At 50.4% G+C, this 20,809-nt stretch carries 17 protein-coding genes and 1 pseudogene; 6 read left to right on the top strand and 12 right to left on the bottom strand.

What is annotated here, in order from left to right; all coding sequences use genetic code 11:
* Positions 1-4 precede the first annotated feature (4 nt).
* On the bottom strand, positions 5-1,948 hold the full coding sequence (locus GOM71_RS12695; RefSeq protein ID WP_156281604.1) for a sensor domain-containing diguanylate cyclase: 1,944 nt from the start codon (positions 1,946-1,948) through the stop codon (positions 5-7).
* Between the two features lie 376 nt (positions 1,949-2,324).
* Between GOM71_RS12695 and rpsD the strand changes: the two genes are divergently transcribed.
* Both rpsD and GOM71_RS12685 read left to right on the top strand, forming a co-directional pair.
* Entirely contained in the window at positions 2,325-2,927 is a 603-nt protein-coding gene (rpsD, locus tag GOM71_RS12690) for a 30S ribosomal protein S4 (protein WP_156281602.1), read from the top strand.
* 304 nt (positions 2,928-3,231) lie between these two features.
* The gene (locus GOM71_RS12685; RefSeq protein ID WP_156281600.1) at positions 3,232-6,348 is read left to right on the top strand and encodes a transglycosylase domain-containing protein; all 3,117 of its coding nucleotides are present in this window, start codon (positions 3,232-3,234) and stop codon (positions 6,346-6,348) included.
* Positions 6,349-6,448: 100 nt separating this feature from the next.
* Here the strand turns inward: GOM71_RS12685 and acsA are convergent, their stop codons facing one another.
* Positions 6,449-8,173 carry an acetate--CoA ligase gene (acsA, locus tag GOM71_RS12680; RefSeq protein ID WP_156281598.1) on the bottom strand — a complete coding sequence of 575 codons (1,725 nt, stop codon included), beginning with the start codon at positions 8,171-8,173 and terminating at the stop codon, positions 6,449-6,451.
* A 247-nt stretch (positions 8,174-8,420) separates the two neighbouring features.
* On the opposite strand from acsA, the gene GOM71_RS12675 reads away from it, so the two are divergent.
* Together GOM71_RS12675 and GOM71_RS12670 are read left to right on the top strand one after the other, a co-directional pair.
* A complete protein-coding gene (locus tag GOM71_RS12675) occupies positions 8,421-9,056 on the top strand; it encodes a GNAT family N-acetyltransferase (RefSeq protein WP_301539628.1) in 636 nt (211 codons plus the stop codon).
* A 64-nt stretch (positions 9,057-9,120) separates the two neighbouring features.
* Entirely contained in the window at positions 9,121-10,308 is a 1,188-nt protein-coding gene (locus GOM71_RS12670) for an acetoin utilization protein AcuC (protein ID WP_156281596.1), read from the top strand.
* Between the two features lie 83 nt (positions 10,309-10,391).
* Here GOM71_RS12670 and GOM71_RS12665 read toward each other — a convergent pair whose 3' ends face one another.
* From GOM71_RS12665 to GOM71_RS12650, 4 genes are all read right to left on the bottom strand, one after another.
* Entirely contained in the window at positions 10,392-11,090 is a 699-nt protein-coding gene (locus GOM71_RS12665; protein WP_156281594.1) for a 5'-methylthioadenosine/adenosylhomocysteine nucleosidase, read from the bottom strand.
* A gap of 5 nt (positions 11,091-11,095) precedes the next feature.
* The gene (gene ccpA, locus GOM71_RS12660) at positions 11,096-12,100 is read right to left on the bottom strand and encodes a catabolite control protein A (protein WP_367649583.1); all 1,005 of its coding nucleotides are present in this window, start codon (positions 12,098-12,100) and stop codon (positions 11,096-11,098) included.
* A 174-nt stretch (positions 12,101-12,274) separates the two neighbouring features.
* Complete coding sequence (locus tag GOM71_RS12655) at positions 12,275-12,649, bottom strand: hypothetical protein (RefSeq protein ID WP_483311041.1); 375 nt, start codon at positions 12,647-12,649, stop codon at positions 12,275-12,277.
* A 159-nt stretch (positions 12,650-12,808) separates the two neighbouring features.
* Positions 12,809-13,231 (bottom strand): VanZ family protein, encoded by a 423-nt coding sequence (locus GOM71_RS12650; protein WP_156281588.1) that lies wholly within the window; start codon positions 13,229-13,231, stop codon positions 12,809-12,811.
* Between the two features lie 78 nt (positions 13,232-13,309).
* Here GOM71_RS12650 and GOM71_RS12645 point away from each other — a divergent pair, with 78 nt between their 5' ends.
* Positions 13,310-13,837, top strand: a complete 528-nt coding sequence (locus GOM71_RS12645) for a type 1 glutamine amidotransferase domain-containing protein (RefSeq protein WP_156281586.1) — start codon at positions 13,310-13,312, stop codon at positions 13,835-13,837.
* A 6-nt stretch (positions 13,838-13,843) separates the two neighbouring features.
* Here GOM71_RS12645 and ptsP read toward each other — a convergent pair whose 3' ends face one another.
* The 5 genes from ptsP to GOM71_RS12620 form a co-directional block, all read right to left on the bottom strand.
* Entirely contained in the window at positions 13,844-15,592 is a 1,749-nt protein-coding gene (ptsP, locus tag GOM71_RS12640) for a phosphoenolpyruvate--protein phosphotransferase (protein WP_156281584.1), read from the bottom strand.
* On the bottom strand, positions 15,589-17,475 hold the full coding sequence (locus GOM71_RS12635) for a glucose PTS transporter subunit IIA (protein WP_156281582.1): 1,887 nt from the start codon (positions 17,473-17,475) through the stop codon (positions 15,589-15,591). Before GOM71_RS12635 ends, ptsP begins: the two co-directional genes overlap by 4 nt.
* Positions 17,476-17,742: 267 nt before the next feature.
* Entirely contained in the window at positions 17,743-18,174 is a 432-nt protein-coding gene (locus GOM71_RS12630) for a CoA-binding protein (protein ID WP_156281580.1), read from the bottom strand.
* A gap of 46 nt (positions 18,175-18,220) precedes the next feature.
* Positions 18,221-19,513, bottom strand: coding sequence for a 3-phosphoshikimate 1-carboxyvinyltransferase (gene aroA / locus GOM71_RS12625; RefSeq protein ID WP_156281578.1), 1,293 nt, complete (start codon positions 19,511-19,513; stop codon positions 18,221-18,223).
* Positions 19,514-19,576: 63 nt separating this feature from the next.
* Complete coding sequence (locus tag GOM71_RS12620; RefSeq protein WP_301539627.1) at positions 19,577-20,104, bottom strand: shikimate kinase; 528 nt, start codon at positions 20,102-20,104, stop codon at positions 19,577-19,579.
* A gap of 224 nt (positions 20,105-20,328) precedes the next feature.
* Between GOM71_RS12620 and GOM71_RS12615 the strand changes: the two genes are divergently transcribed.
* Positions 20,329-20,667: a hypothetical protein gene (locus GOM71_RS12615; protein WP_156281576.1), complete on the top strand. Its 339-nt coding sequence runs from the start codon at positions 20,329-20,331 to the stop codon at positions 20,665-20,667.
* On the opposite strand, the pseudogene GOM71_RS12610 reads toward GOM71_RS12615, so the two are convergent.
* Positions 20,664-20,809 (bottom strand): annotated as a pseudogene (locus tag GOM71_RS12610) (NADP-dependent phosphogluconate dehydrogenase); the annotation flags it as partial. The gene GOM71_RS12615 and the pseudogene GOM71_RS12610 overlap by 4 nt on opposite strands.

The raw sequence follows: 20,809 nt of genomic DNA, 5'->3' as shown, positions 1-20,809 counted from the left end.
GCTGTTAATTCGCTTGCCCGACAAAGATTCGGTTTCGTCCGTTGTGCTTCGCTTCGTAAAGCGCCATATCCGCCCGATAAAATAAAGATTCGACGCTTATTTTCTCATTCTCGAATGTCCATTCCGAAACTCCGCAGGATACGGTTACGACAGGGTCGGTCTCCTTTTCAACATGCGAGCGAATACGCTCGGCTATGCGATAAGCCTGCTCTGCTTGAATGCCCGGCAAGTAAACAGCCAGCTCTTCTCCGCCCCATCTTGCGGCAATATCGCCTTGCCGAATCGCCGCCCGTATAATATTGCTTACTTGAACCAAAATCCGATCGCCGACTTGATGACCGAATGTGTCATTAATCCGTTTGAAATGGTCAATATCGACGAGAATGAGCGCTCCAAGCGGATCTTTCCGCTGCCGATTCTGAATTTGTTCATTTAAATAATGGCGGGCGTGAAGTCCGGTCAAATTGTCCGTAATGACCATCCGGCGAACTTCCGCATGCAGCGAAGCGTTCTTAATGGCAAGCCCGATATGCGTTGACATGACTTGCAGCAGCTTATAATTATCATAACTGAAAAAGTTAGGCGACTTATGAGTAACGAGAATAACGCCCGCCACTTCGCCGTCTACCAAAATCGGCGAAGCAATCAGCGAGCGCGAACCGGTATTATCCATCAGCTTGGACGTAACGACTCGCGTGTTCCAGTAATCCGAAATGATTAGCGGCTCTTTCGTCCGATGCACAATTCCGCAAAAACCGTATTCGGGCGAAAAATGCTCGCTCGACATAGTCGGAATGTTGCTCGACATGACGATAAATTGATTTTTTTCTTTATTGAGCTGCAACACGCAGCAATGATCCGCTTCAAATATGTTAAGCAGTTCCATCGTCACAAACTGAAAAATCTCTTTCAATCTAAGCGATTGGTTCAGCCGCTTCGCGAGTTCGTTAATGAGCCTGAGCTCGTTTATTAACAAATTAGACTGCTCATACAGCTTCGCATTCTCGAATGCCGAACCTGCCGTATCGGCCAACAGCAAAAATGCTGGCAAATCGGAAGCGTCCCAACGTTCCGAACCCATCTTGATACAAAGTACGCCGTAGGCAGCCTGCTTGCCGGTCATCGGCATCGCAATGCGCATCATCCCGTTGCGATCCTGCTCATTTACCGGCCGCCCCTCAAGAAACGCTTTGGCAACCAGATCATGAGCCGTATTTTTAAATACAAGCGGCTTAACGCGCGGATCGCCGTTCAAGTGATCCTGAGTCAAATAAAGATGAACTTCAGAAGTCGGATAAAGCTTCTCCAGACTCGCTAACATTTCAGACAATACGGACGATACGTCGATTTGGTCATACAGCCTTTTCGCTGCTTGAAAAAGCGCATCCCGGCGGACAAGCTCTTTCTCGATTTGCTGCTGTTGACTAATCATATCCTTTATAAATAACTGCTCAAACCGTTTATAAAAACAGCTGCGGAAATGATGCGAGCATAATTGGGCTATCGTTTGGCCTTGCGCTTCTTCTGCGGCAATATAAATAAAAACACAAAATGGACGCTCTTCCGAACGCTTCATTACAGGAAGCGCATTCCCGTAAAGCGAACCGTAGGAATACGCCTCAGCTCTGCCAGACTTCTCGACTGCCGCAGCCAAATGATCCGAAATTGCCCGGACATCAGCATGCTGCTCCATATGTAAATGATCGGAAGACACTATAAAATTCAAGCTCAAATCGTAGAGAGCAAACCAGCCGTTTGCGAACGACTGCTTGTCCAGTTCGTTTTGCCACAGCACAAAGCTGTCGAGCAGCAATGGAGACAGATACGGCCCGTCGGCGTTTGTCATATCCTCATTCTCGAACCAAATTAACTCGTTTGATTTGTCCGCCAGATGAGCCGCCGCAGCAGACTCATCTTTCAATTGACTTTTATTACGAAAATCTGCCATAAGCAACACCCAGCCCTTCCGTACATATTACAAGGAGATGAGCATCCAACTGTCTATTAAAATGAATATAATTATCATACTTTATTTTTAAGAATATTGCACTAGTCAATCCAATATTTTGTAGGCCTTTAGACACTCTGAGCGCCGTGAGCTTTCTGATCGGCTCGTAATCTTGACAAGAGAGATGGTTTTCATTTAATATTTATTGTTGAATGCATGGGCGTACGGTTTTGTGTCACCCTCAGAAATACGTTCGCTGATATTCCAGCGGCTGAACTGATTATCAGGCTCCGGACTCGATCGGGCATAGAGCGTATTCGGCGAAACACAACCCCATACTCAAAAATCCCATTTGATGAAGGAGTTAACACGACACATGTCACGTTATACTGGTCCTAAATTTAAATTGAGCCGCCGCCTTGGCATTTCCCTGAGCGGAACTGGCAAAGAACTTGCAAAACGCCCATTCCCTCCAGGTCAACACGGCCCGAACCAACGCAAAAAAATGAGCGGATACGGCATCCAATTGGCTGAGAAACAAAAGCTCCGCCACATGTACGGCTTGAACGAAAAACAATTCCGCAACTTGTTCGACAAAGCGGCTAAACTGAAAGGTATTTCCGGCGAAAACTTCATGATCCTTCTTGAAAGCCGTCTGGACAACCTCGTTTACCGTCTTGGTCTTTCGAACTCCCGTGCTGGCGCTCGTCAGCTGGTTGCTCACGGACACGTTACGGTTAACGGCAAAAAAGTCGACATCGCTTCCTACACTGTATCGACAGGCGACGTTATCGGTTTGCGCGAGCGCAGCCGCGGCCTGAAAACGATCAAAGAAGCACTCGAAGGCCGTAACCACCTGCCTAACTACTTGGAATTCAACGATCAAGCACTGGAAGGCAAATACGTTCGCCTGCCAGAGCGCGCTGAACTTTCCCAAGATATCGACGAAAAACAAATCGTCGAGTTCTACAGCCGTTAATAGTAGCTTAACAGCTGCAAAAAAACGCCAAGCCCTTACGGGTTTGGCGTTTTTTTTCGTCTGTGAGCCACTTACCTCGTCTCTGATCCGTCCTTTTCGGCAGAGGATACTCGAGCCGAGAAGAGACCGCAAATGGCCTTCCAGCAGTTCTTGCGCTTCGCCCTTCAACGCCGCAAAATGACGAACGGCAAAACATTTTTGTCTAAATATGCGTCTATTCTTTATCTATTGTCCTCTCGTGCTTCCTCTGCTGGTGTTTTATGTTATAATAGTGTTTGGTTATTTGGAGGAGGAGTCTATTTATATGCAGGAAGACCGCAAAGAAACGTCATCCCATAGCGGCTGGCGCACCTTCGGAATCGTAACTTTTTTGACAATCAAATGGATGATTTACTTCGCCATTTTTATCGGGTTGTTAGCGGGGGGAGCTGTAACCGGATATGTGTCCGCTCTCGTAAAGGGAGAAGAAGTACGACCGAGAACGCTAATCGAAGAAAAAGTAAGCGAAAACTCGATTACCGGCTTTGTCTATTTCAATGACGAGTCGCTCGTCGGACAGCTGCGCACGGAAGAAGACCGTATTCTGGTTGAATATGACGACTTGCCGGATCAAGTCATTAATGCCGTGCTCGCGATTGAAGACAACAACTTCTTTACGCACTACGGCGTTGATATTAACGGACTCGGTCGCGCCGTCAAACAGAAGCTGTTAAATGAAGAAACACAGACTGGCGGAAGCACGCTCACACAGCAGCTTGCAAGGCGTGTGTTTCTGAGCTTAGACAAAACAGACAGCCGCAAAATAAAAGAGATATTCCTTTCGCTGCGCATGGAACGCTATTTGACGAAAGAGGAAATATTAGCCGCTTACTTGAACAAAGTGCCTTTCGGCAACGGTTCAAGCGGGTACAATTTGTACGGTATTAAAGCGGCGGCCAAAGGCATTTTTAACGTTACCGAATTGAATGATTTGAATATTGCGCAATCGGCTTATTTGGCCGGTTTGCCGCAGCGTCCTTCCGCTTATCGCGCTTTCAACGGCAAAGGTGAGTTCGACCAAGACGGCTTTGACCTTTCGATGGAACGGCAAGCGAACGTTCTGATGCGGATGCTTGAAACCGGACGCATTACCCAGCAGCAATACGATGAAGCGAAAGCTTTCGACATTAAAAAGTCGCTTGCGCCGCCTAGTGAAAAAGCATATTCGACCTACCCGTATTTAATGCTTGAAGCCGAGCGTCAAGCGGCTGAGGTTCTGCTCATGATGCAGGATCCGAATTTGACAAAGGCCGACCTCCGCAAGAAGGAGAACGCCGCCCTCATCGAGGACGCGCGCGCCCAATTGCTTCGCGGCGGCTACCATGTTTACACGACGATCGACAAAGACGTCTATCAGATCATGCGCGAGATTGGCACCAATGAGAAAAACTTTACGCCATTCAGCAAAACCAAAGGCCTCGAACAAACGGCCGCGGTCATGATCGACCATAAAACAGGAGCGATTCTCGGCATGCTCGAGGGACGCGACTTTTACGAAGAGCAAATGAACTTTGCTACGCAAATGACGCGTCAGCCTGGTTCGACGATGAAGACGATTGCGGCCTATTTGCCAGCTATCGACAAAGGCCTCGTACAGCCGGCCAGCATTTTGGACGATGCGCCTATGGTGCTGAAGGACGGACAAAAGGGATTCCATATTCCGAAAAATGCGAACAACAAATATTCCGGTCTTGTAACGGCGCGCGAAGCGCTTAACCGCTCGCTTAACTTGCCGGCCCTGAAGGTATTTCTTGAGGATGTTCAAATTAAAAACGCGTGGGAATTCGCTCGCAACTTGGGCATTACAACGTTGCAGCCGGCTGACGACACTGCGCAAACCGGCGTAATTGGCGGCCTGAGCATCGGCGTATCCGTTGAGGAACTGACGAACGCTTACGGCGCAATTCCGAACAACGGCGAATTCAACGACGCATACATGATAGCCAAAATTACAGATGCGAACGGCAAAGCGGTCTATGAGCATAAAGCGGCGCCTAAGCAAGTGTTCTCGGAACAAACCGCGTTTCTCGTCACAGATATGCTGAAAACGGTCATTTCAAGCAGCGGCGGTACCGCTCATGCGCTTACGTCGCAATTTAAAAACTACGGCAAAATTCCGATTGCCGGCAAAACCGGATCGACGCAAAGTTACGGCGACGTATGGTTCATGGGCTTCTCCCCGGATATTACGCTTGGCGTATGGGCCGGTTATGAGAAGCAGGCTTATACCCTTTCGAATGACGGAAAAAAACGCGCTCGTTCGATATGGGCGCTCATTATGAACGAAGTTACAGAGAAAAAGCCGGAGCTTTTCCCGACCAAGGAATTTGCAAGGCCTGACGGCATTGTGAAAGCGACCGTGTCAAGCGCGAGCGGCAAGCTTCCAAGCCAATTGACCAAAGAAGCCGGAATGCTCGTCACGGATTGGTTTAACAAAAAGTTTTTGCCTAAGGAACTTGATGATGCGCTTGTGAAAATGGCCTTCATCTCCTACGATGGCGTCAACTACGTGCCGCATCCGGAAACGCCTGCAGATATGCTGCAAGAGAAAATCGTCATTAAGCGTAAACGTCCGCTGGACGCGCTTATGGACGAGATTGCGAAAGCGCAGGCGAAGCTGCCTGCTTCAAGCAGAAGATCGATCTCTTACTATTTGCCTGCTGATGCAGGAAATGACGCTCCGTCGAAAACCGATCCGCGCGTCGATGACGGCAAAGCGCCTGCAGCTCCGTCAAATGTCAGACTGCAATCGGTCGCGTCAGGCGTTGTCATGGTCACGTTTACTCCAAACAGCGAGAAGGATGTTGTCGGCTATCGGGTTTACCAATCGCTTGATGGAATTAAATACGAAAAGGTTGGCGATTCCATCCTTACCGGCGAAGAGCTGAAAATGAAGCTGCAACTTGCCAGCGGTCAAGGCTACAGCTTCTACGTTACGGCGGTCGACGTGGCAGGCAAGGAATCCGCTCCAAGCTTACACGTTACTTTCGGCAATATCATTGATGTCATCCCAGGAATGCCTGGCGAAGAAGGAGGCGAAACAGACGGCGGAATTACGTCGCCTAGTCCGAGTCCATCTCCATCTTCTCCGTCTCCGTCTCCATCGCCTGAATTGCCGCCTCCTGCGTCTCCAACAGGCTTGAGCGGGGAGCGGACCGACCTTAGCGTAGTGCTATCCTGGGCGCCAAATGCGGTCTCTGATCAGGTATTTACCTATCATGTCTTTTATAGCGCGAACAACGATTCGAACTTTGTAGAAATCGGAATGACATCGGACACTAGCTTCGAATATCCGGTTACGATCGTATCGGGCACCTTCTATGTAACGGCGGAGAATGATACCGGCAGCTCTATGCCTTCCAGTACATTTAAAGTCGAATAGTTTATTCAAACAACAAATAAGCCCCCGGGTAAGACGATGAACGATCATCGGCTGGCCCGGGGGCTTTTACGTTATGCTGCTAGAGAAACCATACGTTTAGTTAGTCTTCAATCGTGGACAAATCGCCGGTTGGCAGATTTAATTCCCAAGCCTTCAGCACGCGGCGCATAATTTTACCGCTGCGCGTTTTCGGAAGTTTGTCTTTGAATTCAATTTCACGCGGCGCGGCGTGGGCAGACAATCCGACTTTAACGAACTGAGCGATTTCTTGTTTCAGCTCGTCGGATGCTTCGTAGCCCTCGCGCAAGGCGATGAACGCTTTAATTATTTCGCCGCGCATCGGATCAGGCTTGCCGATAACGCCGGCTTCCGCTACAGCCGGATGCTCGACTAGCTTGCTCTCGACTTCGAACGGTCCAACCCGCTCGCCTGCTGTATTAATGACGTCGTCGATACGGCCTTGAAACCAGAAATAGCCGTCCTCGTCCATGTACGCGGAATCGCCCGATACATACCAGCCTTCCAGTCGGAAATACTCTTCGTATTTCGCTGGATTATTCCATATCTTACGCATCATTGAAGGCCAAGGCGTCTGCACAGCCAGATTGCCCATGCGATATGGCGGCAATACATTGCCCTGATCGTCAATAATCGCGGCTTTTACGCCGGGAATCGGTTTGCCCATCGAGCCGGGCTTAATGTCCATAGACGGATAATTGCAAATGAGCTGTCCGCCGGTTTCCGTCATCCACCACGTATCGTGAATGCGTTGATTATAAACCTTTAAGCCCCAACGCACGACCTCTGGATTTAATGGTTCACCAACGCTGAGCACATGACGAAGGCTCGATAAATCATATTGCTTCACAACCTCGTCGCCCGCCCCCATCAGCATGCGGAAAGCGGTAGGCGCGCTGTACCAAACTGTTACACCGTATTTCTGCACGGTGCTGTACCAGTCGCCAGGGCTAAAGCGGCCGCCGCGAATGACGTTTGTAGCGCCGTTCAGCCATGGCGCAAAAATGCCGTAGGATGTGCCGGTAACCCAGCCCGGATCGGCTGTACACCAGTAAATATCGTTCTCTTTCAAATCCAGAACGATCTTGCCTGTGTAGTAATGCTGAATCATTGCATTTTGTACATGGAGGACGCCCTTCGGCTTGCCGGTCGATCCCGATGTGTAATGCAAGATCAATCCATCCTCGCGATCAAGCCATTCGATAGCCGCTACCTCGGACGCATTCGCCATCGCAGCGGAGAAATCTACGATGACATCATCCTGCTGCACATCATCGCCGAATACGAAAATATGTTTCAATCCCGGCAGCTCATCGCGTTTAATACGCGGAAGCAATGCCGGAGTCGTCACGATAGCGGTCGCTTCGCTGTCCAGCAGCCGGTCTTTGACCGCCGTTTCCATGAATGCTTCGAATAGCGGCCCGACAACTGCCCCCACTTTAAATGCGCCAAGCACACTGAAATAAAGCTCTGGCGTCCGAGGCATAAATATAAATACCCGTTCGCCCTTCGTGATGCCGCGGCTGCGCAAAACGTTTGCGAATCGGTTTGACTGTATGCTTAATTGTTCATAGGTGTAAGATTCGTCTCGCGTATTGTCGCTGTAATGCAAAGCGATCTTTGAGCCTTTGCCAGACTCCACATGACGCTCGATCGCTTCATACGCCATATTCACTTTGCCGGTCTCATACCAGCTGAATTGGCGCTCAATGTCTTCCCATTTAAATGAGGCGGCCGCCTCTTCATAATTAACGAGGTTTGAATTCAATGCCACTGCTGGAACGCGTTCTTGGTGCAAGTTTGTCATGCAAGATCACTCTCCCATCAAATCTCTTAAAATACGAACCCTAAAGAATACGCTTACAAACTCAGCCGAACATGCAGGCAAACAAGCCGGCAACATCATATGCGATTCTAGGGCTCCTCAACCGCCACAACAATTATAGCATAACCGCTTTCTGTTCGACTACGCTTTTCAATATCGCAAAACTTTGCTATAACCATTCTAGAGCTACTTGCTCTGCTGGATTCGCAGCGAGAAAGGAGAACATGCCTTGGAGCACCGAAAAATAGCGCAGCAAACGCGAATCGCATTGCCTGACAATCGGGAACTGCTCGTTGCAGGACCAATGGCGCCGGAGGAACTGCGCCAGTTAACGATGCATCCCGACTTGGATGCCTTCCGCAGGCCGAAGGATCAGCATTTGGCGCTCATCGAAATTGCTGAGCTCGAAGAAGGAAGAATTATAGCCGCAAGAGAAGGCGATACCATCGTCGGCTATGTGACGTTCCACTATCCGGACGAGCTTGAGCGATGGTCGGAAGGCGGTATGATCGATTTAATCGAGCTTGGCGCAATAGAGGTCGCCGACGCTTATCGCGGTGCAAGCTTAGGCAAGAAAATGATCGAGCTGGCTTTCTCGATGGAGCAGCTTGAGAATGTGATTGTATATACGACCGAATATTATTGGCACTGGGATCTGGAAGGCACTAAATTAAACGTCTGGGAGTATCGCAACATGATGGAGAAACTGATGAAATCGGTCGGGATGGTCTGGTTTGCTACAGACGATCCGGAAATATGCTCTCATCCCGCAAACTGTCTAATGGTGCGAATCGGCAAAGAGGTGCCGTTGCAATCCGTTGAACAGTTCGACCGGGTGCGATTCCGCCAACGTTTCATGTACTGACAGCCAATTCATGCGAATGCGGTCCATATTCCGCTCAGAACGCTAAGGGAGGACTCGGAAGACTATGTCTTCGAATGCTGTATTTGTTCATCATCCAGAATCGGCATCCTATAATTTCGGTGAAGACCACCCGTTCAATCCGATCCGGCTAACTTTATCAATGGAGTTGCTTATGGCAACTAACGCGCTTCGAATCGAAGATATTATTGCCCCTGCCGGCTCCGCTGACAATAAACAGCTTACACTCGTTCATCGCCCTGACTACGTAGAAGCCGTCAAACGGCTAAGCGCCGATCGGCCTTTAGCGGCCGATTGCAGCAACGCCGGCACATACGGGCTCGATACGGAAGACACACCGTATTTCCCCGGCATGCATCAAGCAGCGGCAGCGATCGTAGCCGGCTCTATTGAAGCAGCCGATCAAGTCATGAGCGGCAAGACGCTCCACGCTTATCATATGGCCGGCGGTTTGCATCATGCCTTCCCGGAACGCGGCGCCGGCTTCTGCGTCTATAATGACGCTGCGGTCGCAATACGCTACATAAGTCAAAAATACGGCGCTCGCGTTCTCTATATCGATACCGACGTCCACCACGGCGACGGGGTCCAATGGACATTCTACGACGATCCTAACGTTTGCACTTATTCCATTCATGAGACTGGCAAGTTTTTGTTTCCCGGCACCGGGTTTGTACAGGAAAAAGGCATGGACGCCGGGTTTGGATCATGCTTTAATGTGCCGTTAGAGCCATATACGGAGGACGATTCCTGGCTGGAATGCTTTCAAGCCTCCATCGAGAAAGTGGCTGCTGCGTTTAAGCCCGACATCATCATCAGCCAGCATGGCTGCGATGCGCATGCTTACGATCCGCTCTCGCATATTCATTGCAGCATGCGGATTTACAGCGAAATGCCGGCTATCATTCACAGGCTCGCGCACCGCTTTACGGATGGCCGATGGGTCGCCCTTGGCGGCGGAGGCTACGACCTGTGGCGAGTCGTTCCGCGAGCTTGGTCGCTCGTCTGGCTGACCATGATTGATCACCCGATTGCCGCTGCGCTGACAGAAGACGGCGGACGGAACGAGCGCTTGCCCGAGCAATGGCTGAACAAATGGTCGAAGGATAGCCCGGCAGCGCTGCCTGCATGGTGGCTCGACGATTTGACGCTTATCCCACCTATCCCGCGGCGTCAGGATATAGAAGCAAAAAATCGTGCCATTCAACAAATTGCCGTTCAAGATTTGGTTTGACGGCCGAACTAAAAAAGAGGCTGCTGCGAAAGGTTCGAGTCGATTAAACTCAAACATACCGCATACAGCCTCTTTTATTTTCATTACATTTGCTTCAGCATCTCGTCAATAATTTGATAAGAATTATTCGACGCTGTAACTGTAAATTCAGCAAAGTTCACATGCGCCGAGCCGTCTGCCTTGTCCGACATCGAGCGGATAATAACAAACGGAGTGTCGTTCATGTCGCATACTTGTGCGACCGAAGCGCCTTCCATTTCCGCGCAAGCGCCCTGGAACTGCTCATAAAGCTCTTTAACCGCTTCGCGGCTGGCGATGAACTGATCGCCGGACAACACTTTGCCAGTCAGGCTGCGGCCCTCAAACAGCTTGGAAGCCGCATCGGAAGCCAAACGGACTAGACGCTCATCCGCCGTAAACTCGGAACGCGCATTGAACGGAATAACACCGCGCGCAAAGCCAAGCGGCGAGCAATCCATGTCATGCTGCAAGCAGCTGGACGAAACGACGATATCGCCAATGTTCAATTGCGGATCGACAGCACCTGCTACTCCGGTAAACAATACGCAGTCAGCGCCCAGGTCAAGCAACACTTGCGTGCAAACCGCAGCGTTCACTTTGCCAACGCCCGATTTGCAATAAATGACCGGCTTGCCGTGCAAATTGCCTTCGTAATACGTAATGCCTGCCTTTACGGACTTCTGCGATAATTCAACATGCTGATGGAGCAGCTCAATTTCTTCAACCATCGCTCCGATAATGCCAATCTTGCTAAAACCCATTATACTTACAAACCTCCAACCGATTGACGCACAATAATTTCATGCGGCAAAATAACCTTTGATTGATCGACTGTCTCTTTCTTCATCAGCTTCGTCAGCAAACGCATCGAAACGGCGCCGATGTCATACATTGGCTGCGCAACCGTTGTCAGCTGCGGACGAACCATGGAAGCCATGCGGCTGTTGTCAACGCTAATAACCGAGAAATCTTCCGGCACTTTCAAACCGTTGTCTTGAATGGAATGAATGGCGCCAATGGCCATCTCATCGGTTGCCGCGAATACGGCAGTCGGACGCTCGGACAATTCGAGGAAATATTTCATCGCGTCCGCTCCGGATTCATAACGATAGTTGCCAACGCGAACGAGCGATTCGTTATGACCGATTCCCGCTTCTTCAAGCGCGCGTTTGTAGCCTTGGAAACGGGCATAGCCGTTCGCCGGATCTTGCAGCGTGCCGCTGATCATCGCAATGCGCTTATGGCCAAGATCAATCAGCTTGCGAACTGCATCGTAAGCTGCATTTTCATGATTAATATCAACGGACGGAATTTCTCCGTTCTCGTCTGTCGTTGCGCAAAGCACGATTGGAACGTTCGCCGTCTTAAACGCTTGCATATGCTCGTCCGTTACGGCGCCGCCCATAAACAAAAGCCCGTCTACCTGCTTCTCGAGCAATGTATTGATTACGCGAATCTCTTTATCTTTTCGTTTATCGGCATTGCACAAAATAATATTATAATGATACATATTTGCAATGTCCTCGATGCCTCGAGCCACTTCTGCGAAGATCGCATTAGAAATGTCAGGAATCACGACGCCGACTGTAGTTGTTTTCTTGCTTGCAAGCCCTCTCGCTACCGCATTAGGACGATATCCGAGCCGTTCAATAGCTTCGAACACCTTCTTGCGGGTTGCCGGCTTCACATTCGGGTTATTGTTCACAACCCGGGAAACTGTAGCCATCGATACTCCTGCTTCTCTTGCTACATCATAAATGGTTACCGTCACGGTGCTTCTCTCCATTATCTCAAATTTTTACTTGAACCAATATTTGTAATTCGTTCACGGCATATTAAGGTAATCATACGACAAAATACTGCTTTTCGCAATGTTCGCACCTGTTCTGCAGCAATCATGGCAAGTAAAATGACAATGGTCGGCGCATTATTATGTAAGCAGCAACTAATGGCGACGGCTTATTTGCCCGAGTCTTTTCGTTATGTCAGCCGTCCACTCTTGATCGTCAAGCGACTGAGCGAGCAGCAGCAAATCAAGCAGCGAATTGATTCGCTCCTGTATAAGCTTCTCTACCGCATTTGTATCCGGTTGTTTATTTTCTGCGCTCGCTTCCACGAGCAAATTAGCCCATTCGTTGCGCTCGTTAAACAAAAAGGTTTGTTTAATCGGCTGCGCTCCGAGTTGAGCGATTAGTCCGGTAAGATCCGGTTTTACTTCAGGAAAAACTTCGCTGCGGTTGCACGTCGAACAGGAATAGATCGGAACGTTGTCAATTTCGACTTTACCCGAGTAAATTACCGTTCGAAGCTTCATCTTCATGATGTCACCGCAATGACACCGCTTTTGCAAATTAGTCCACTCCTTCACGCTGGCGATGTTCCCGCCATTCCTCACGATCCGTAAATTGCATAATGAGATGCGTAAAATTATTCGACCTTTTTCGCAAAAATTCCTGCTGCTTTTCCTATGTAATTTTTACTATCCGAGTTTTCGCCATTTGCGGCGAAGCGGCGGAATCGCAATAAACGCCGTCCATACGGCCGAACCGATCATATCGTTGCGGATATCATGCCAATCTGTCATTCTGCCCCCGACAAACGATTGATGATATTCGTCCGTTACGCCATATAATCCGCATATCAGCACGATACCGATTTTCCATCCGAGCTTGTCGGCTTTGCGCCCCAACCCGAAGTCTAGCGCAGCTGCCAAAATAAAGTATGACACATAATGGCCCCAATCGAAACTGGTCATCGCAGGGAAAAACCGTTGAAAAAAAGGAAGCAGCGTGCTTACCTCGTCGCCCGTTTGCGAAGACAGCGAGTAAATAACTGCCATCCAAACAGCTGCCGGAATAAAGCGCAACACGCTGCTGAGCTTAATTGTATTGGATTGCTTCATCTGAACTCCTTCGTTACAATGAGAATGAAATCGGAATGAAACGGCGAATGAATCGCCTAGTTTCTGGGAGGGTATATTATGTCATTGCATAACCAAACCGTCATTTGCTTGCTCGATGACGAGTTCGAAGATCTCGAGCTATGGTACCCGGTTTATCGTGTCCGTGAAGCCGGAGCGACGGTGCTGTTTGCTGGACCAGAAAAAGGAAAGAAGCACATCGGCAAATACGGCGTCCCTGCAGTCGCCGATATGAGCTTCGATGAAATGGTCAGCAGTGAAATCGCCGGATTGCTTGTGCCGGGCGGCTGGGCGCCGGACAAGCTGCGCCGCTACCCGAAAGTGCTGCAGCTCGTTCAGGAGCTCGATGCGGCTGACAAGCCAATCGGCCAAATTTGCCATGCCGGCTGGGTGCTCGTGTCCGCCAAAATATTGCAAGGCCGCAAAGTCACCTCGACGCCCGGCATTCGCGACGATATGGAGAACGCCGGAGCCGAATGGTTCGATGAAGCTGTCGTCGTAGACCGCAATATCGTTTCCGCACGGCGTCCGCCGGACTTGCCGCCCTATGCAAAAGCATTCGTCGAAGCGTTAGAGGAGCGCTCCTAACGAAAGTTACTGAGCGGTAGCCTTTCCGTCTGTTGGAACGCTGTCCGCAAATTGCCGCAGCAGATTGTATATGTCGCTGCTTGTGCGGCATTCCAGAAGCTTCGGCAGCAGCGCGCGGCTGTCCTCCTGCTTCGTGCAGAGCAGCCGCTCCTTCACCTGCAAAATCGAATGGGAAGACATGCTAAGCTCATCTACATCAAGCGCCAGCCAGATCGGCAGCGCGTTCAAATCCCCCGCAAGCTCACCGCATACCCCTATTTTTATGCCGTTTCGTTTCGCCGCATCCACAGTCAAGGTAAGCATTCTCAATATTGCAGGATGCAACGGCTCATACAAATGCGATATTTCTTCATTCATCCGGTCGACAGCCAGCGTAAATTGCACCAAATCATTCGTTCCAATGCTGAAAAAATCAACCTCTTGCGCCAGCAAATCGGCTATCATAACCGCAGCGGGAACTTCAATCATAATGCCGACTTTCATTTCCGGATCGAACTCCAGTCCCTCCTGCTCCAGCTCGAGCTTGGCCTCGGCCAAAATCGCATTGGCGGCGCGAACCTCCTCAACCGATGAGATGAGCGGATACATCAGCTTCACCTGACCGAAGCGGCTTGCGCGAAGAATTGCGCGAAGCTGCGTTTTGAACAGCTCCTTATGATCCAGCGATATCCGTATCGCACGGTAGCCGAGAAACGGATTATCTTCCTCCGCGAGATTGAAATAATCGAGCTGCTTGTCGCCGCCGATATCCAGCGTGCGTATAATGAGCGGCTCGCCTTCCAGACGCTCCGCTACGCTGCGGTACACCTCAAACTGCTCCTCTTCCCGCGGAAAACGATTTCGATCCATATAAAGAAATTCAGTGCGGAACAAACCAACGCCATGAGCGCCGCTAGACAAAGCGACTTCAAGCTCTTTATAGGAGCTGATGTTTGCCGCAAGCTCCAGCATTTTGCCGTCCGGCGTCACCGGCCGGTGCCCGGCGATGCTATGCAGTTGATGAAGGGCTTCCGTCTGGACCTTTTGCAAATCGGCATATCTCGCTATAAGATGCTGACCCGGATCCAAATAGAGCGAGCCGTCCGAGCCGTCGATAATAATCGTCTGGCCCGTTTGAATCGGCTCCTCCAGCTTAGCCTCGACGCCGACAACAAGCGGAATGCCCAGCGCTCGCGCCATAATGGCGGAATGAGAAGTCGCGCTGCCGACAAGCGTCACGATGCCCAGCACATTTTGCGGATTAATATGCGCAAGCTGTGAAGGAGAAAGCTCTTTGGCGATTAGAATGAAAGGAAGCGTATCCGAAGGCAGCGTAATTTCCGGCGCGCCGAGCAAATGCTTGAGCAGACGATTGCCGACATCTTTAATGTCGAGCGCCCGCTCTTTCATATAGTCGTCGTCCAGCAGATCGAACATCGTCACGAAATGGTCGATCGCTTCTTTAACTGCAACTTCGGCTGCTTTATATTGTCGCTGAATAATGCCTTGAATCTCATTCATAAAAACCGGATCATCCAAAATGGCGATATGCGCATCGAAAATATGCGTCTCTTCCGATCCGACAACGTCTCGCAGCTCGTCCTTCATCAGCTCGATTTCATGCTTAGACGTACGGATGCCTTCATACACCCGCTCGAATTCGCGGGCAAAATCAGCGACGTCAACGCGCTGCTCCGGAAGCTCCCACTCCCAGCTTGGCAAAACAAAGGACTTGCCAATCGCAATGCCGGCCGACGCTCCAATCCCTTGAATCATGGTCTTTCCCCTCCACTGTTTCTCTCTTTAAGTACAACAGACATGACCGAAGACTGTCCTTTTTTAACCGCTTTAAAAGGCGCGAATCGCCAAGAGCGCACAAGATCGGAATTCGTAATGACCATTGGCGTCGCGATCGATTTGCTTTCCTTCCGAATGCGATTTAAATCGAAACGAACAAGCAGCGCGCCTGGAAGCACTTCGTCGCCTTCCTTTACAACGGCATTGAAGTAGCCTTTGCCGCCGAGCTGCGAGGTGTCGATGCCGATATGAAGCAGCACATCGAGCCCTTCAGGCGTTCGAATGCCAACCGCATGCATTGTCGGATATAGATGGACGATAACGCCTTTAACCGGCGAGACGAGCTCGCCTTTCTCCGGCATGAATGCAACGCCTTCACCGACAAGCTTGCCCGAGAAAATCGGATCAGGCACTTCTTCAAGCGGGATCATTCGGCCTTGCATTGGAGAACTGAACAGCACTTGCTCCTGATCGCGCTGAATCGATTTAATCATTTCGCCGCGAATTAATTCAGAATAGGTGCCGAATACAACTTGCACATTCCCCCCGCCAAGGCGAATGACGCCGGCGGCGCCCAAATTGCGCAAAGCGTTAATATCGAGCAGTCGCTCGTTATTTACTTTCAGACGCAGACGCGTAATGCACGATTCCATCTGAATAATGTTGTCCTTGCCGCCAATCGCTTGCAAAATAAGCGGCGCGCGATAAGGAATATCGCCAGCCCACTCATCGAGCTGCGAGCCTTCCTCCCGGCCCGGCGTCGGAATGCGGAACCGGTTGATTGCCCATCGAAACAGCACGTAATAGACGATGCCGACAACGATGCCGATCGGAATGAGCAGCCAGCCGCGCGTAGCCAGATGCTCGTTAATGAGAAAATCGATGGCCCCGCCCGAGAACGAGAAGCCATGCCGTATGCCGAGCTCGTACGTAATCCACATAATAACGCCGGAAAGCAAGGCATGCACGACAAACAAGTATGGCGCGACGAACAAAAAGGCAAACTCGACAGGCTCGGTTACCCCCGTCAGAAAGGAAGCTAAAGCTGCCGAAAGAAACGTTTTGCGAATTTTCGGCTTTAAGTCTTCGCGCGCCTCATGAATAATAGCAAACGCGATGGCCGGCAACGCGAACATCATCGTCGGATACATGCCGCCCATAAAATACCCTGCCGTCGGATCGCCGGCGAAGAAACGCGGCAAATCCCCGAATACCATCGAGCCGTCCGCTGTCTCATAGCCGCCGATCTGAAACCAGAAAACGTGGCTCACAAGATGATGCAGACCGAAAACGACAAGTATGCGGTGAACGAAGCCGTACAGAAATACGCCAAACCCCCCGCCGGATGCGACAATCTCTCCAAGCTCGATAAGCAGCTTCTCGATAAACGGGGCAATCCCGATCATCGCGATGGAGAACAGCACCGATACAGCGCTTACGAATAGAGGAACAAATCTTGGTCCGCCGAAAAACTGAATATATTCCGGCAATCGCAAGTTTTTAAACCGTTCATAGCTGAGCCCCGAAATCATCCCGATAACTGAACCGATAAATACGGTTGGCTCGATCCGGGCATCTACCTCTCCGGTTATGCCGACATAAATAAACATGCCGACAAGCGCCGCCATTCCCGCCGCGAGCGCATTCCCGGTTAAACCTAGCGAGACGCCTAAGGCGAAAAAATACGGCAAATATGTAAATATCGCTTCGCTTGCCGCCTGCAAATACTGAGACATCGCAGGCAATCCTACATATCCCCAAGGAAGCTGGCCTAAAAATAAAAAAATCGCAGCTCCCGGAAGCACGATCATCGGCAGCATAAACGCTCTGCCAAGCTGCTGAAAGCTTCCCAAGAAATTCAAGCTTGCACCTCCTTGCTCATTATTGCTCAAAGCCACTCCTAATCCCCTGCATTATCTATTACCGATGGTAAGGGTTCATGTTGTTTTTGTCAAAGACGGAGTCAGCTCATTTTTTCTCCATAGCAGCTGATCGTTGCTTTATTTTCCAACAAGCCATGAATGGATGAAATAAGACCCTGCGAAGGTCTTATTTAACGAAAATCAGCTTATAAAGAAGAAATAAGACCCTCGCAGGGTCTTATTTCGGTTAAAAATGTGACGCAGTTGTTATTTTTGTTTGCCTTGCGGGAGCAGGATGGAATCCTCTACTTTAATGCAGCGGTCCATAATGACATTCAACCCGCCTTCCGACGCGATGCGCGCCGTCTCGTCGTTTGCAATGCCGAGCTGGAGCCAAAGCGTCTTTGCGCCAATCGCCACCGCTTCCACGGCAACAGGAGGCGTATGCTCCGGACGGCGGAATACGTTGACGATATCCACCTTCTCCGGAATATCGGCGAGCGAACTGTAGCTCTTCTCGCCTAAAATCGTTTCCGCATTCGGATTAACCGGAATGATCCGGTATCCTTTCGCCTGCATCGCTTCCGACACCATGTAAGATACGCGGTCCGGCTTCTCGGACAGTCCGACGACCGCAATCGTCTCGCTGCCCTGCAACAGCACTTTGATTTGTTCCCTGGACGGATTTTCGAATGTCATATTAACCCTCCTCAAAGCATAGCTTCACAAAAATCGCCTGCAGTTGTTATTCTACCCACTCTACGTTAGCGCCTAACGCTTTAAGATGGTCAAAATAGATCGGATAAGACTTCGCTACATGGTGAGCGTCGCGAATGCGAAGCGGCTGCTTCGAGCGCAAGCCGACAATCGTCAGCGCCATAATGACGCGATGATCATAATGGGCATTGATTTCAACGCCGCCCTCCACGCCTTCAGGACGACCATGAACGATAATTTCGTCGCGGCGTTCTTCCACGTTAGCGCCTGCTTTGCGGAGCTCGTTCAAATAATCGGTAATCCGGTCGCATTCTTTGTAGCGCAAGTTTTCGACGTCGTAGAAACGCGAAGTGCCTTCGGCAAATACGGCTGCAGCAACCATCGCAAGAACCGCATCGGTTGCTTTGTCGCCATTGAACTCGACCGCTTTCAGCTTGCCGTTGCCTTTAACATGGACGATGCCGTTCTCATGCGTCATCGGAACCTCCATCATTCGAAGCACGTCAACGACGGCGCGCTCTCCTTGCTTGCTTTTCTCTTCCAGGCGATGAACAATAACGTCGGATTGCGTTACAGCAGCGGCTGCCAGAATAGCTGCCGAGCCCGGGTAGTCGCCTTGAACGGAGTACGTTTTTGCCGCATAACGCTGATTGCCCGGCACGCGGTAATGCATCAAATCTTCGCTGGCGTGAATGACGATTCCCGCTTGCTCAAGCACTTCAAGCGTCTGGCCGACTACGACCTTCGATTTCAAATCATGCAGCACTTCGATCTCGCTGTCCTCTTCCAGAAGCGGAGTAAGGAACAGCAGCGCGCTCAAAAACTGCGAGCTGACGTTGCCCGACACTTGAATTTTGCCGCCTTTTGCCTTGCCGCCTTGAATTCGGATCGGCAGCTTGCCCTCATTATGTTCAACTGAAACGCCGATTTGACCGAGCGCGTCAATCAGATCGTTATGCGGACGCTTGCCGAGCGAATCCGGATAGCGGTTAATAAACGTAACGTCCGGGCAAAGCGCAGCAATCGCCATCAGAAAACGAAGAACAGCGCCGGCATTGCCCACATCAAGCTGATCAACCGCTTTCGGATTGCGGCCAAAGCCGGTAATGACGATTTTCTCATCATCTTCTTCCACAATAGCGCCCAAATCGCGAATGCAACGGCGCATCGCATCGCTGTCTTCGCTGTGTGCCGGGAAGTAGATCGTGCTCGTGCCTTCGGCAAGCGCTGCCACGAGCAGGTAGCGGGTTGTATAGTTTTTCGAGGAAAGCGCTTGAATCTCGCCCTTCAGGCTGGGCGTAGGGGTTACAATAACGTCCATTTTGCAGCAATTCTCCCTTGTCCATATAATATGCGGGCTGCTAGCCCGTGTTGCAAACATTTGTTACGAATTGCGGTTTTCCACAAAACGAATGATGGCTTCAGCCGCTTCGACTGCAGATAATGCGTTCGTATCCAGCTTCAAATGAGCGAAATCGTATGCGTGCTTGCGCTCATCCAATATTCGGCGCACATTGGCAGCAACGTCTCCTTTAAGAAGCGGTCGCGACGTGTCGGACTTCACTCTTTCGATAATATGCTCTGCATCCGCCATTAGAGCAATGACGGAACTGTGTGACAGCATGGCATCGCGATTGCGCTCAAGCAGAACAGCTCCGCCGCCGGTCGCAATGACCGCATTGTTGTCTGCATCTAATAGTTTTGCAAGGACAGAGCTTTCAATCTGACGAAACGCTTGCTCGCCTTCCGACTGAAAAATGCTTGAGATTTTCCGGCCTTCGCTTCGTTCGATCTCTTCATCCGAATCGAAACGCAGCCAGCCGAGCTTGTCCGCAAGCAATCTGCTGACCGTCGATTTGCCCGTGCCCATAAAGCCAACCAGCACAATTTTGTTGTTTGCTCGTTCAATCAATGCCAAACGCCCCACTTTTGTTCATTCACTTTAACACGCAGATTACCATTTTCCACAACATCATAACATTTTTTATAAGGTATAGGGTATAAAAAACTTGCATATGCCGTATGGATGATAATGATGCTTTAATACAGAAGCCGTGACTTAACAATATCCCGATGTAGCCAATGAGTGACTTTGAACTTCGTTCAAAGATCCTGATGTAAGGAAGTGACAATGGCATGACCAGTGGCCGCGATTTGCCCCCTAATCACCTAACGGATTCCCGAATTCACCGCATTCTTGATACTAACCATCCGTTATGCCGTGAAGATGTCGTTTGGATGCTCGAATATATTAAAAAAAAGGTGGCTGACGAAGATCCCGCCTTGGCGGAACTTTCGCAGCCACGATTATTAAAAAGCTTTCACTGCTTCGCCGAGGCGGCGATGTCGCTCGTCCATCGCAGGCATTGTTCCGCGCAGGAAGCAAGCCGTTTGCGAGGCTGGCTATCCGAAGCCGCATTCGGCCTTACATCGCAACCGCCCAAATTAGGCGGTCAACGACGTATCGGCGACTAGTTTTGCATCCAGTTGTAGTGGAACGTGCCTTCTTTGTCCAGACGTTTGAACGTATGAGCGCCGAAGTAGTCGCGCTGCGCTTGCAGCAGGTTTGCCGGCAGACGCTCCGAACGGTAGCTGTCGAAGTAAGCCAGCGCGGAGG

The organism is Paenibacillus sp. NEAU-GSW1 (assembly GCF_009737085.1).
Lineage (GTDB): Bacteria > Bacillota > Bacilli > Paenibacillales > Paenibacillaceae > Pristimantibacillus.
Note: the sequence above shows the minus strand (reverse complement) of the source record. Positions and strands in the feature narration are given on the sequence as shown.